General features: G+C 72.3%; 15 protein-coding genes. 5 read left to right on the forward strand and 10 right to left on the reverse strand.

Annotated elements, in window-relative coordinates:
- Positions 1-53 precede the first annotated feature (53 nt).
- On the reverse strand, positions 54-1,601 hold the full coding sequence (locus ABT112_RS12445) for a glycerol-3-phosphate dehydrogenase/oxidase (protein WP_351508506.1): 1,548 nt from the start codon (positions 1,599-1,601) through the stop codon (positions 54-56).
- Complete coding sequence (locus tag ABT112_RS12450) at positions 1,598-2,188, reverse strand: TetR/AcrR family transcriptional regulator (RefSeq protein WP_351508508.1); 591 nt, start codon at positions 2,186-2,188, stop codon at positions 1,598-1,600. Before ABT112_RS12450 ends, ABT112_RS12445 begins: the two co-directional genes overlap by 4 nt.
- Positions 2,189-2,205: 17 nt before the next feature.
- On the opposite strand from ABT112_RS12450, the gene ABT112_RS12455 reads away from it, so the two are divergent.
- Together ABT112_RS12455 and ABT112_RS12460 are read left to right on the forward strand one after the other, a co-directional pair.
- On the forward strand, positions 2,206-3,813 hold the full coding sequence (locus ABT112_RS12455) for an FAD-binding oxidoreductase (protein WP_351508510.1): 1,608 nt from the start codon (positions 2,206-2,208) through the stop codon (positions 3,811-3,813).
- The gene (locus ABT112_RS12460; protein ID WP_351508512.1) at positions 3,810-4,697 is read left to right on the forward strand and encodes a diacylglycerol kinase; all 888 of its coding nucleotides are present in this window, start codon (positions 3,810-3,812) and stop codon (positions 4,695-4,697) included. The genes ABT112_RS12455 and ABT112_RS12460 overlap by 4 nt, the downstream gene beginning before the upstream one ends.
- 168 nt (positions 4,698-4,865) lie before the next feature.
- On the opposite strand, the gene ABT112_RS12465 is transcribed toward ABT112_RS12460, so the two are convergent.
- Positions 4,866-5,234 (reverse strand): PIN domain-containing protein, encoded by a 369-nt coding sequence (locus ABT112_RS12465; RefSeq protein ID WP_351508514.1) that lies wholly within the window; start codon positions 5,232-5,234, stop codon positions 4,866-4,868.
- Positions 5,235-5,242: 8 nt separating this feature from the next.
- Entirely contained in the window at positions 5,243-5,500 is a 258-nt protein-coding gene (locus ABT112_RS12470) for a hypothetical protein (protein ID WP_351508683.1), read from the reverse strand.
- 118 nt (positions 5,501-5,618) lie between these two features.
- On the opposite strand from ABT112_RS12470, the gene ABT112_RS12475 reads away from it, so the two are divergent.
- Positions 5,619-6,119 (forward strand): RNA-binding S4 domain-containing protein, encoded by a 501-nt coding sequence (locus ABT112_RS12475; RefSeq protein ID WP_502975321.1) that lies wholly within the window; start codon positions 5,619-5,621, stop codon positions 6,117-6,119.
- Between the two features lie 46 nt (positions 6,120-6,165).
- On the opposite strand, the gene ABT112_RS12480 is transcribed toward ABT112_RS12475, so the two are convergent.
- The 3 genes from ABT112_RS12480 to ABT112_RS12490 form a co-directional block, all read right to left on the reverse strand.
- The gene (locus ABT112_RS12480; protein ID WP_351508518.1) at positions 6,166-6,483 is read right to left on the reverse strand and encodes a DUF6191 domain-containing protein; all 318 of its coding nucleotides are present in this window, start codon (positions 6,481-6,483) and stop codon (positions 6,166-6,168) included.
- 259 nt (positions 6,484-6,742) lie between these two features.
- A complete protein-coding gene (locus ABT112_RS12485) occupies positions 6,743-7,897 on the reverse strand; it encodes a N(5)-(carboxyethyl)ornithine synthase (protein ID WP_351508520.1) in 1,155 nt (384 codons plus the stop codon).
- A 243-nt stretch (positions 7,898-8,140) separates the two neighbouring features.
- Positions 8,141-8,710: a GNAT family N-acetyltransferase gene (locus tag ABT112_RS12490; protein ID WP_351508521.1), complete on the reverse strand. Its 570-nt coding sequence runs from the start codon at positions 8,708-8,710 to the stop codon at positions 8,141-8,143.
- 295 nt (positions 8,711-9,005) lie between these two features.
- Between ABT112_RS12490 and ABT112_RS12495 the strand changes: the two genes are divergently transcribed.
- A complete protein-coding gene (locus tag ABT112_RS12495) occupies positions 9,006-9,764 on the forward strand; it encodes a MerR family transcriptional regulator (protein ID WP_351508523.1) in 759 nt (252 codons plus the stop codon).
- A 113-nt stretch (positions 9,765-9,877) separates the two neighbouring features.
- Here ABT112_RS12495 and ABT112_RS12500 read toward each other — a convergent pair whose 3' ends face one another.
- Entirely contained in the window at positions 9,878-10,099 is a 222-nt protein-coding gene (locus ABT112_RS12500) for a DUF397 domain-containing protein (protein WP_351508525.1), read from the reverse strand.
- Positions 10,096-10,962 (reverse strand): helix-turn-helix domain-containing protein, encoded by an 867-nt coding sequence (locus ABT112_RS12505; RefSeq protein WP_351508527.1) that lies wholly within the window; start codon positions 10,960-10,962, stop codon positions 10,096-10,098. Before ABT112_RS12505 ends, ABT112_RS12500 begins: the two co-directional genes overlap by 4 nt.
- Positions 10,963-11,202: 240 nt before the next feature.
- Here ABT112_RS12505 and ABT112_RS12510 point away from each other — a divergent pair, with 240 nt between their 5' ends.
- Complete coding sequence (locus ABT112_RS12510) at positions 11,203-11,637, forward strand: ATP-binding protein (protein WP_351508528.1); 435 nt, start codon at positions 11,203-11,205, stop codon at positions 11,635-11,637.
- Positions 11,638-11,715: 78 nt separating this feature from the next.
- Here ABT112_RS12510 and ABT112_RS12515 read toward each other — a convergent pair whose 3' ends face one another.
- Positions 11,716-12,864 carry a Glu/Leu/Phe/Val family dehydrogenase gene (locus ABT112_RS12515; RefSeq protein WP_351508531.1) on the reverse strand — a complete coding sequence of 383 codons (1,149 nt, stop codon included), beginning with the start codon at positions 12,862-12,864 and terminating at the stop codon, positions 11,716-11,718.
- Positions 12,865-12,946: the final 82 nt, after the last annotated feature.

Consider the following 12,946-nt stretch of genomic DNA (forward strand, 5'->3'; position numbering starts at 1 on the left):
GAGCCACCGGACCCGCCTCTCCGTCATGCGGCCCCCGCGATGCGGGCGGGGCCTCAGACCTCCAGTGCCGCCCGTGCCGCCGGCAGTGCCCGGTCGCGGTCCTCGGCCACCAGGCCGATCCGGGTGCGGCGGTCCAGGACGTCGCTCGCGTCCAGCGCCCCCTCGTGCCGGACGGCCCACCGGAGTTCGGCCCCGGTGACGCCCGCGGCGACGGGCTCCAGCATTGCGGGGTCGTCCGCGGCCTCGGCGAGGACGGCCTCCGCCTCGCTGCCGTACCGGGTGACCAGGCGCGCCGGTGCGGACGACGCGGCCAGCCGGCCGGGTGAGGCGGCGCCGATCAGCGGCAGGGCCTGGGTCCGGCACGGGCCGGCCGCGAGGCCGGCCTGCGCGATGCCCGCGTCGACGGCGTCCTCGGCCATCGCCCGGTAGGTGGTGAGCTTCCCGCCCACCGCGGTGATGACCCCGGAGGGCGCGGTGAGGACGGCGTGCCGGCGGGACAGGTCGGCGCTGCGGCCGCCGCCGGAGTCCAGCAGCGGGCGCAGTCCCGCGAACGCGCCGATGACCTGCTCGCGGCTCAGCGGCGCCGCGAGCGCCCGGGAGAGCACGCCCAGCAGGAAGTCGATGTCCTCACCGGGGGCTTCGGGAACGTCGGGCACCGGGGTGTCGAGCGGTTCGTCGGTGAGGCCCGCGTAGACCCGGCCGTCGGACTGCGGCAGGGCGAAGACGAAGCGGTTGGACTCGCCGGGGACGGGCACGGTCAGCGCGGCCGTCGGGTGGCCGAGCGCCGATGCGGGGAGCACCACATGGGTGCCGCGGCTGGGCCGCAGCCGTACGCCCGGGGCGAGGGTGTCGGCCCAGACGCCGGTGGCGTTGATCACGCAGCGGGCCCGTATCTCCAGCTTCTCCCCGGAGAGTTCGTCCCGCAGGACGGCGGCCCGACCGTCCAGCTCCACCGCGCCGCACCGGGTGAGGACGTGCGCGCCGTGCGCGGCGGCCGTGCGGGCGAGGGCCACCACCAGCCGTGCGTCGTCGGTGAGTTGACCGTCGTAGGAGAGCTGTCCGCCGCGCAGCCCGGCCGGGCGCAGGGCGGGTGCGAGCGCCAGGGTCAGCGCCGCGGAGATGCTGCGGGAGGCGGGCAGGTTCCGCGCCCCGGCTCCGGCCGACAGACGCAGCGCGTCGCCGAGCAGGAAGCCGGTGCGGGTGGTCGCCGCCCGGAGCCGGCCGGTGTCCCGGTGGACCGGGAGCACCATGGGCAGGGCGCGGACCAGGTGCGGGGCGGTGCGGCTCATCAGCAGGCCGCGCTCGCGGGCGCTCTCGTAGGCGATGCCGACATCGCCGGTGGCCAGATAGCGCAGTCCGCCGTGGACCAGCTTCGAGCTCCAGCGGCTGGTGCCGAACGCCAGGTCGTGCTTCTCGGCGAGGACCACGCTCAGGCCCCGGGACGCGGCGTCCAGCGCGATCCCGGTGCCGGTGACGCCGCCGCCGACGACCAGGACGTCGACGGTCGGCCGGTCGCCGAGCAGGTCCAGGGACCGCGCCCGCCGCGCCGCGTTGAGCGAGCCGGGACGGTCGGCGGGGCTGTGGGCGGGGCTGCGGGTCATCGCGAGGCCTCCAGCGGTTGCAGGTATCCGTCCAGGAGCCGCCGCAGCCCGGCGAGCAGCCGGTCGTCGGACAGGGTGTCCTCGACCAGGCGCCGGGAGGTGGTGACGGACTGGACGGTCAGAAGCACGAACCGGGCGAACTCGTCGGCGTCGCCCTCCCGTACGGAGCCGTCGGCCTGCCCGGCCTCGATCTCCGCGCGGAGCAGCTCCAGCGCCGCGAGCTGACTGGAGCCGAGCCGGTGGAACACGTATGTCGCCAGCACATCCGTCTCGGTCTCCACGAAACGGTTGAACAGCGGGTGCCCCCAGAGCGCTTCGACGGTGCCGGTGCACTGGCCGATCAGCCGCTCCCGGGCCCGGGCGTCGGGGGAGGGGGGAGTGCACGCCGCGATGACCGCCCGCAGCTCGCGGGTGAGCAGATCGCCGACGAGCGAGGAGATGTCGGGCCAGTGCCGGTACACCGTCGGGCGGCTGACGCCGGCGCGGCGGGCGACATCGGTGAGCGTGGTGCGGCGCACTCCGTAGGCCTCGATGCACTGCCGGGCCGCATCGAGGATGGCGTCCTCTCTTTTACGCATTGACGTCATGTGTAACACTGTACTGCATGACTCGTCCCCACCACCGCGTCGGTGAGATGGCCTGGAACGCCTGGGGCGACCCCGGGCAGGCCCGCACGCTCAACGACTCCGTACGCCAGTTGATCGGTCAGGCCCTGGGCGTCTCGGCCACCGCGCCCGCCCCGGTCGCCGAGAGCGATCTGACCCTCCCGCCCAGCGCGCTGCCCGAACCGGTGCACGCCGCCCTGACCGCCGTCGTCGGCGCCGACCAGGTGCTCACCGACCCGGCCTCCCGCATCCGGCACACCGGCGGCAAGAGCACCCCCGACCTGCTGCGCCGCCGGGCGGGCGACGTCTCCACCGCCCCCGACGCCGTGGTGTGCCCGGGCACCCACCAGGAGGTCGAGGAGCTGCTCGCCGCCTGCGCCTGGCACCGGATCGCCGTCGTGCCCTTCGGCGGCGGCACCAGCGTGGTCGGCGGAGTGGAGCCGCTGCGCGGCACGTTCGACGCCGTGGTCAGCGTGGACCTCCGGCGGCTGGACCGGCTGGTCCGGCTCGACGAGGAGTCGGGCACCGCCACCCTGGAAGCCGGGCTGCGCACCCCCGAGGCCGAGGAACTGCTCGGCGCCCACGGCCTCACCCTCGGCCACTTCCCGCAGAGCTTCGAGTACGCCACTATCGGCGGCTACGCCGCCACCCGCTCCTCCGGCCAGGCCTCCGCCGGCTACGGCCGCTTCGACGACATGGTCGTCGGCCTCCGCGTGGCCACCCCCAAGGGCACCCTCGACCTCGGCCGCGCCCCGGCCTCCGCCGCCGGCCCGGACCTCCGGCAGCTCTTCCTCGGCTCCGAGGGCGTGCTCGGCGTCATCACCGAAGTCACCGTCCGGGTGCGGAAGCTCCCGGCGGAACGCGCGGACGAGGCCTGGTCCTTCCCCGACTTCGCCACCGGCGTCGCCGCCGTGCGGCAGCTCGCCCAGACCGGCGCACTGCCCACCGCGATGCGCATCTCGGACGAGACCGAGACCTTCGTCAACGCAGCCGTCGCCGGCGCCGAGGCGCCCCCCGGCTGCCTCGCGGTCGTCAGCTACGAGGGCACCGCCGAGCAGGTCGCCGAGCGCCGCGCCGTGGTGGGCGGCCTGCTGCGGGAGCGCGGCGCCACCGCCCTGGACTCCGAGACCGCCACCGCCTGGCGCCGGTCCCGCTTCTCCGGCCCCTACATGCGGGACGCCCTGCTGGACATCGGCATCCTCACCGAGACCCTGGAGACCGCGGCCTCCTGGTCCCGGCTCGCCAAGCTCCGCGAGCAGGTGACCCGGGCCCTCACCGAGAGCCTCGGCCACGACGGACCGGACCCGGTGGTCTTCTGCCACCTCTCCCACGCCTACCCGTCCGGCGCGAGCCTGTACTTCAGCGTCGCCGCGGCCGCCGGGGAGGCTCCGGAGGCCCGGTGGCGCGCCGCCAAGCAGGCCGCCGGCGACGTCATCGCCGCCAACGGCGCCACGATCAGCCACCACCACGCGGTCGGCAGCGACCACCGCCCGTGGATGGAGGACGAGATCGGGCCGCTCGGCGTCGAGGTGCTGGCGGCGGTCAAGAGCGCGGTCGACCCCGTCGGCGTGCTCAACCCGGGCAAGCTCATCCCCACGGTGTCATGACCGGCCCACGCGCCGCCGTCCTGTTCAACCCGGCCGCCGGGCGGGGCACCGCCCGGCGCGTCGCCGAACAGACCGTACGGCACCTCGGCACCGCCGGCTGGCAGGCGGAGACCGTCACCGGCCGGGACACCGCCGAGACCCGGACCCGGGCGGCGGAGTCCGTGGCGTCCGGTGCCGAGGTGCTGGCCGTGGTCGGCGGCGACGGCATGGTCAGCATCGGCCTCCAGGCGGTCGCCGGAACCGGCACCGCCCTGGCGGTCGTCCCGGCCGGCACCGGCAACGACTTCGCGCGCACCCTCGGCATCTCGCGCGACGACCCGGCGGCAGCGGCGCGTCTCATCACCCACGGCGTCCGCCGGAGCGTCGACCTCGGCCGCTGCGGCGACCGGTGGTTCGGCACGGTGCTGACCTCCGGCTTCGACTCCCTGGTCACCCACCGGGCCAACAGCATGACCTGGCCGCGCGGCCGGGCCCGCTACAACCTGGCGATCGTCGCCGAACTGGCCCGGCTGCGCCCGCTGCCGTTCACCCTCCGCGTCGACGGCCGCCTCGTGGAGACCGACGCGACCCTGGTCGCCGTCGGCAACGGCCCGTCGTACGGCGGCGGCATGCTGATGTGCCCCGGCGCGTCCCTGTCCGACGGGCAGCTGACGGTGACCGTGGTCGAGGCGGTCGGCCGCAGCCGACTCGTCCGGGTCTTCCCCCGCGTGTACAAGGGCACCCACACCAGCCACCCCCGGGTCCGGACCTACACCGGCCGGACCGTGGAGATCGACTCCCCCGGAGTGCTCGGCTACGCCGACGGCGAGCTCGTCGGCGACCTGCCGCTCCGGGCGGAGTGCGTGCCGGGGGCGGTGGAGGTCATGGGGCCGGCCGTGCGGTGATCGCGCCGGGGCGACGGATGCCGCGTGCGGCCGCGAGCCCCGGGGGCCGGACGCGTCAGGGGTGGCCGGCACCCCGCGGCGCGCCCGGCCCGGGGAAGGATGCCGCTGGCTGGGGCCGAGGGGGAAGGCCCGGCACAGGGCTCCCCCCGCGCGCGGCCAGGTGAACGGTCAGGGGCTGAGATCCAGAACGCGGATCGGCAGACCGGTCCACTGGTCAGGAACCGCCGTCGCGACGACCGCGCCGTCGGGCCGTTCGGCGGTGGGTAGCGCCGCGTACTGCGAGTGCGCCGCAGCCCACGTCTTCTCGCGGGCCACAGTCAGGGCCGCCGGGAGATCCAGATGCAGGACCGTAACGCCCGGTAGGGCGGCGATGTGCTCCGCAGTGCCCGGCCGGGTACGGTCAGCTTCGACCAGCGCGCACGTCGTGGCGTACAGGAACCAGCCCGGCTCGGCGTGCGCGCGGTGGATCAGGCGGGACGCCAGAACACTGCCCTGCCCCGCTGCCGCCATCGCCGTCTCATCCAGGACGATGTGCATCGCCTCATTCACCCCTGGATCACCCGCGCCAGGCGTCGGTCCAGTTCCTCGTCGAGGTCCCGCTGCTCTGCGGCGGTCGGGTTATAGCCGCTCCAGTCCCGCAGCGCGGCGCGGGCCTGTTCCGCACGCTCCGTGCGTTCCTGCGGGGTCAGCAGGGTTTCGGCGAGGCGGGCCAGGTAGGCGCGGAGCGGCAACCCCTCGGCAGCGGCTATGGCAGCGAGGCGCTCCTTGGCTTCCTCGGGAATACGGATGTTGGCGTCGGGCATGATGGCGCTCCTTCCCATGCCCTCAGGGTACGGGTACGTACTCGTACCCGTAGCGGGACCGCCGGACGCGGATGGGGTTCGAGGAGCGCGCTCCCGCCCGCGCACCCCTCCGTCGGCAGTGCGCCCTTCGGACGTTCCTCGCGCCCGGGAATGGGGCAGTCCGTGGCACGACAGCAGGTGTGGTGGACGCCCGGAACCAGGACGTCCGTCGGCCTCCTGCCGTACGGTCGTGGGCATGAGTGCAGACCAGGCGACGGTACGGATCGACAGCTGGATCTGGTCGGTCCGGCTGACCAAGACCCGGTCGCTGGCGGCCTCGGCGTGCCGGGCCGGTCATGTGCGGATCAACGGTGAGCGGGTCAAGTCGGCCCACCCGGTGCGCAACGGCGACCAGGTGCGGCTGCGCATCGCCGGACGCGAGCGGATCGTCGTCGTCTCACGCCTGGTGAACAAGAGGGTCGGCCCTCCCGTTGCGGTGGAATGCTATGTCGATCACAGCCCACCGCCGCCGGCCGGCACCGGCGTCAGCCCGACCGGCGACCGCCGCCGCGACGCCGGACGCCTGACCAACCGCGAACGCCGCGAACTGGACCGGCTGCGGGGGCGCCCGTCACGATAGGGCGGAACGCCGGGGCGGGTGTTCCCGTGCTGGACGGGCGGCACGCTCAATCGCGCAGCCTGATCACTGCCTTGCCCGCGTCCAGGTCGACGCCGGTCCGGGGCGGTGCTCCACTCTCCTGGTTGTCCTGCAAGGTCAGATCAACCCGCCGCTGCTCCAGCTGAATGTGCTTGTTCCCGTTCCACAAGGTGTGCAGCTCCTCGGTGAGTGAGGCTCCCACGCCCACCCCACCGGTCGGAGTCCGCTTGGCCAGCCGCTTCCGCAGCCAGGCCGGACGGCCTGATCTGAGCACGACCTGCCGCGCCGCGGCCAGCAGGAAACCGCCGATCACCGGCACCAGAATGGCCATCAGACTCGCTAACATCACCATGATCAGCCAACGGCCGGAAGCGACCTAAGGTTCCTTCCCGTCATGTGCTCCCGTCCGCAGCCCTGTTCGCCGGACCGGACGGCGTCTTGCGCTTGTGTCCACGTGTGGATGTCCACGCGCAGGTGTCCAGCGGACACGGGACCGGGCTGAACCGGATACGGCTGTACCGGCGACGAATCCCCGCTGAAGGCTTGGGCGTGCCCGGTCGCCGGCACACCCGCACCGGGCACGCCGACGACCGGGCGGCGCCGGCTCAGAGCACCGCGTGCGGGTACTGCTCGGCACGGTGCTGGAAGGCCAGGACCGCGGGGTTCTGGACCGTGCCGCCGCGGATCTCGATCGCACGCCGGATCGTGGTGTCGCCGTCCCAGCCGGCCGGTCCTGCGAGGACCGGCCGCAGGAACGGGATCAGCGCCTCGCTGTTCTCCCAGGTGGCCGCGTCCCACAGGTAGGAGGGGCTGTGGTCCACGCCGTAGTGGTGGACGTGGTCGCCGACGGTGAACATCGGGTCGTCGAAGGTGGTCGGCCGGGCCCAGGTGAAGCCCATGCCTTCGTCGCAGGAGACGTCGATGACGAGGGTGCCGGGCGCGAGCTTCGGCAGGTCCTCCTCTATCAGGAACATCAGCGGCGCCGCGGTGTCCTGGAGCACGCAGTTGACGATGATGTCGTGCCGGGCGAGGAACTCGGCCAGCGGCTCCGGGCCGTGCTCGGTGAGCGCGACGCTGCGCCGCGGGTCGAGGGTGTCGTCGGCCTCGTCGTGGTCGAAGTGCACGATCCGCGCCGAGTGGATCGGTGAGCTGACGGCGGTGACGCCGCGGGCCGTCAGCACGTCCACCGCGTGAACGCCCAGCGCGCTGAGCGCGGTGACCGCGCCGCGGGCCGTGGCGCCGAATCCGATCACCACCGCACGGCGCCGACGCCCGTAGTCACCGGTCGAACCGGTCAGCTGCATGGCGTGCAGGACCGACGAGTAGCCGGCCAGCTCGTTGTTCTTGTGGAAGACGTGCAGGTTGAACGAACCCTCGCGGGTCCAGTGGTTCATCGCCTCGAAGGCGATCACGGTGAGCCGGCGGTCGATGGCGGCCTGCGTGACCTTCTGGTCCTGCACGCAGTGCGGCCACCCCCACAGCACCTGCCCGTCCCGCAGCTCCGCAAGATCCTCGTGCAGCGGTTTGGCCAGCAGGATGACGTCGCACTCCGCGATCAGCTCCTGGCGTGAGCGGAAACCGGCGACAAACGGTGCGAGTTGACTGTCCGGAACGCCGAAGCGTTCTCCGTAACCGGTCTGCAGGTGGATGCCGGCCCGGAGGTCGGCGTCGATACGTCCGAAGTGCGCTGGGTGGATCGGCAGGCGGTGCTCGTTCTCTTTGCGGGACTGCGACATGATTCCGAGCTTGAGCTGCTGCAAAGTACCCCTTTGGTTACGCCCTGTTTAACACAGCTTGGGGTCCCGGGGCCCCGGGACGACAGCACTTCTCCGGGCCGGGGTGTCCTGATGGGCCCGACCCCGGTGTCTTCAGGGCGGTGGATCGGGCACGCCGTGAGAGGCGGCGATCGACGATTCCGTCCACGTGGGCCCTGCCCGCACAGGGCCGCGATGCAGCCGGTCCGGGTTCGGCCATGGCGCCGGATTGATCGTTTCGGAGAGTCTTCAAAGAGCCATGGCGAAGCGACGGCAGACATGCACCCGGCTGAACTCCCGCCGGAGCCGCACCTCGTCCGAGAGCTTCGCGTGCAGGAAGGCGGCCATCAGCCGCAGATCGGATCGCGGAGTGACGACGGCACGGCCGGGCTCGTCCGCGGCGGTGTAGGCGTGCGCGTAGACGTGCAGGTAGTGGTCGCTCTCCTCGAAACCCATCGCCCGGTACCAGCGCAGGGTGTCCGGGTCGTCCCGTGTCCAGGCGTCGAGCGTGGTCACCCCGGCGTCGCGTGCCCGGGTGCGCGTCTCCCGTAGGAGAGCGTTGGCGATCCCACAGCGCTGGTGATCGGGGTGGACGGCGACGGTGTCGATGGTCGCCAGCGCGTCGGCGACCAGGACGTCCATGATCCCCACCACGGTTCCCGCCCGGTCGACGGCTACGAGTTCGAGGCCGGGAGCGGGGACGGCGGGCTTGGCGCGATCGACGTCGTCGTAGTAGGCGGTGCTCAGGAAGGCGAGTACCCGGCAGCGAAGCCAGGAGCGCTCGTCGGCGGGGGCGTAGGCACGGATGGTGTAGGTCACGGTGGTGATTGTCGGGGTGCGGGGGCAGGCCGGTCAGTGAGCCTTCGCCACCTTGTTGCCACAGGTCGCAAGGCTGGTGTGCCGGTCTGTCGGCGTACTCGCGCTGGTCGCGGGTGGCATTCTGCGGAGCGGATCGTTCGTCGGAAGCCGTGCGACGAGGTCGGCAGGGCTGCAGCGACGGCGATGCGCTGGGCTTCTGGGCGCCGGGGCTTGAAGCTGCCGCAGCGGAAGCTCCTACCGTCCTGACCAGGGCCGGAAGGACCGGCCCGGTGAAGCACTCGTGAGGGAGGCGGCGATGGCCTGGCCGACTGCGGAGGTCGCCCGGATGTCGGGCGTGACGGCTCGGACACTGCGGCACTACGACGAGATCGGTCTGCTGCCGCCCGCCTGGATCGGTACCAACGGCCACCGCTACTACGAGGAAGGCGAGTTGCTGCGATTGCAGCAGATCCTCGTCCTGCGTGCGCTGGGCCTGGGGCTGCCCGAGATCGGCAAGGTTCTGGCCTCGCAGGTCGACGAGGTGGAGGCCCTGCGGGGGCACCACCGTCGCCTGCTTGCCGAGCGCGACCGGCTCGACGCCCTGGCCGGCACCGTTGCCCGCACGATCACCGAACTGGAGCATTCCAGGAGGGACGGCAGACCCATGACCATCAACCGACCGGAGAACCTCTTCGAGGGGATCCAGCCCGCCCAGTACCAGGAGACCCTGCGAGACTTCCCGGAGCTGGCCGGGGCGATCGACCGGCACACCGCGACGATGAGCGACGCCGAGATCGAGGCCGGACAGCGCGAGCGCACGGCCCGGATGATCCGGCTGGCCGAGCTGATGGCCGCAGGCACCCCGGCCGACGCCGAACCCGTGCAGGCCGAGATCGACGCCCAGTACCGGGTGCTCGCCGAGCTCCGCGCCGTATCCGCCGAGGAGTACCGCGCGCTGGGGCGCGCCTGCGTGGACAACGAGCCGTGGCGCGCGGCCTACGAGTCGATCGCGCCGGGCTTGGCCGCCTACCAGCGGGACGCCATCGCGGCGTACGTCACGACCCGGCTGAGCTGAGCCGGAACAGGGCCGCCGTCACGGGATCAGGCCCGCAGCGGCGGCCCTGCGGTGTGAACGCGCGAGTCCGCCCCCGGACGTGCCGGGGGCGGACCGCTGGCGTTCCCGTACTCCTACAGACCGTGGTCGAACCGGCCCCCGCGCACCGCCGCCACGAGGCCGGCCACCTGCTCGCGGCTCAGCAGCAGGGCCGGGCCGGACGGGTCCTTGCTGTCACGGACGGCGACCGTGTCGGGGTCGACGATGCCGAACTCGACGCAGTCCGACTGGGCCCCGGAAGCCGAGGACTTCCACCACTCGACGGGCAGGGTCGAGGCGTCTTCACTGTGGTTCATCCGTGCTCCCTTATCTCTGCGATGCGATCGGCGGAGGCTTCCACGGGCAGTGCGGTTGCCCGCAGCCTCTCGAAGGCTGCTCGGTAGACGTCCACCTGCTTCCGATCCTCCACATACAGTGCCGACGTCAGACTCTCCGCGTGGACAACGTCGAGGTCGTCGTGGTCTTCGAAGCTGAGAACCGAGTAGGTGCCCATCTGACCGACATGGGGTGGGGAGCCTGTCGGCAGAATCTGAATGTTGACGTTCGGGCGTCGGCCGAGGGAGTGCAGCCGCGCGAGCTGTTCGCGCATCACGCCATCGCCCGTGCAACGTGCGCGCAGTACGTCCTCGGCGATGATGGCCCAGAGATCGACCGGCCGCTCGCGTGTGAGCACTGCCTGTCGTGCGAGGCGTACCTCCACGAGTGCATCGATGCGTGTCTCGACAGCCTCGGACATCGCCGTGGCCGTGATGATCTCCCGGGCGTACTCCGCCGTCTGCAACAGGCCTGGGATGATCCCCAGTTGCCATGCTCGAATGGACGTCGCTTCAGCCTCGAGGCTGATCAGGTCTTCGTAGACCGGTGACAGAACTCCGCGATACGACTGCCACCAGCCGCGTTGCCCACCTTCGCGGGTGAGGGCGAGCAGGGCCGTCCGCAACTCGTCGTCGGTGACCTCGTACAGGTCGAGCAGATGGCCGATGTCGTCGGGCTTGGCAGCGCTCCGGGCGGTTTCCAGGCGCGACAACTTGGCGATGGTGAGGGGACGTTCGGTGGATGCGGACTTCTCCGCCACGTCCTCAAGTGTCAGTCCGCGCCCGTCGCGTAAGGCGCGGAGCTTGGTGCCGAGTCTGCGCCGACGCACGGTCGGTGCGCTCACGTTGCCCTCCGCTCTCGAATCCTGACGGACAGTCTGCCGTGTGCGCTTGGCCGGTGTCATCTGCGATGGCACCCACGGGTGGCACCTTTCGCACTCATCTGTAAATTCTCACTCTTTCGTGAGATTGGCTGCGCTGCGTGCAGATGTCGGAGCACGCTGTAGCGCGACGATGTAGCTCGTGCCGTTCCGGTGTGGTGACCCCTGCGTCGGTGCAGCACTTCCCATGAGGGGATCTGCGTGATGACCATGCATCAAGGTCCGGACGCGGTGGTCCGTTGCTCACCCGCATCGGATCCGTCGCCGCAGGCTGTCTTTCCGAGCGAACCCGGGACGGTCGGGCAGGCGCGCAGCTATGCCCGTGAGGTCATGGAGCGCGACCTGCCGGGCGCCGACCCGGAGTTCGTCCGGGAGGTGCAGCTCGTGGTCTCCGAACTGGTGACCAACGCCGTTCGCTATGGCACCGAGCCCGGTGACTTCGTCGCCCTGGCGGTCGTGGTCGGCACGGGCCGCGTGCGCATCGAGGTGCACGATCCGGTGCGGAAGCACCCTCGTCTGCGGCCCGAGTCCGACGAGCGGCAGCGCGGACGGGGTCTGCTCATCGTGGACCGGCTTGCGAAATGGGGCGTCGATGAGCGCCCCTTCGGCAAGGTGGTGTGGGCGGACATGAGCTGGTGAGCGGGGCTCGCCCAGCTCTGGCCTGCGCTGTGCGGACCTGTGGGTCTCCAGGGAAGGGCAAGCCCCGGCCGTGAGGAGTCACCCCCGCGGTATCCGCCCCTTGCTCTCCATCGCCGCCCGCACCCGCTCCTCCGCCAGGCTGCGGCCCGCGTCGTGCGGGGTGATGCCGCGGCGGTGGGCCTCCTCCAGGACCGTGGTGGCGTTGGCGCGCAGGCGGGTGGAGACCGCGTCGAAGATGGTCCCGGCGTCCGGGCGGAAGCCGGAGTAGCGGGCGTCCATGGCGAAGGCCGCCGCGACGACGCCGCCCGCGTTGGCGACGATGTCGGGCACCACGGCCACGCCGCGCTCGGCGAGCACCGACTGGGCCGAGGGGGAGGTCGGCAGGTTGGCGCCCTCCACAACGAGACGGGCCTTGACCCGGTGCGCGGTGTCGTCGTCGATGACGTCCTGGAGTGCGGCCGGTACGAGGATGTCGCAGTCGACCGTCAGCTCGCCGCCGGGCGGCAGCGCGGTGCCGTGGGGGTGACGGGTCACGAAGGCGTCGCCGTGTTCGGCGCGGGCGCGGAGCAGTTCGGGGACGTCGAGGCCGGTGGGGTCGTGCAGGGTCCCGTCGGCGGTGGAGACGGCGACGACCGTGGCGCCCAGGTCGGCGAAGCGCTGGGCCGCCGCGCTGCCCACCGCGCCGAAGCCCTGGAGGGACACCCGGGAACCGGACAGCGCCAGCCCCAGTGTCCCGGCGGCGGCGTCGGTGGCCTCGGCGACCCCGTAGCCGGTGACGCCGAGCTTGTCGTAGGCGACCCCGCCGAGGTGTCCGGGCGTGCCGACGGCCGCGCCGCGGTCGCCGAGCTCGTCCTGGATGACCGCGGCGTCGTCCTCGGTCAGGCCCATGTCCAGGCCCATCACGTACTCGCGGGGCACCTCGTTGGACAGGGCGCGGGCGAAGGCCCGCAGGATCGCCTCCTTGTCGGGCGACGCCGGGTCGGCGACGATCCCGGCCTTGGCGCCGCCGTGGAAGAGGTCGACGCCGGCCCATTTCCACGTCATCACCCGGGCCAGCCGGGCGACTTGGATGACGGTCACGGCCGGGCTCATCCGGGTGCCGCCCTTGCCGATGCCGCGGGCGGTGTTGTCGATGACCAGCACGCCCTTCATGCCGGTGCGGCGGTGGGAGACGACGACGATCTTCTCGGGGCCCCAGTCGTCGACGAGGGAGAGCGAGTCGGTCACGGTGGCGGTTCCTTCTTCCTCAGGGGGATACGGGAGGGGATGCGGGCGCAGGACGTCGGAGGTGCGGTGGCGGGGACGGCGG

The organism is Streptomyces sp. NPDC002055, assembly GCF_040296705.1.
GTDB lineage: Bacteria > Actinomycetota > Actinomycetes > Streptomycetales > Streptomycetaceae > Streptomyces.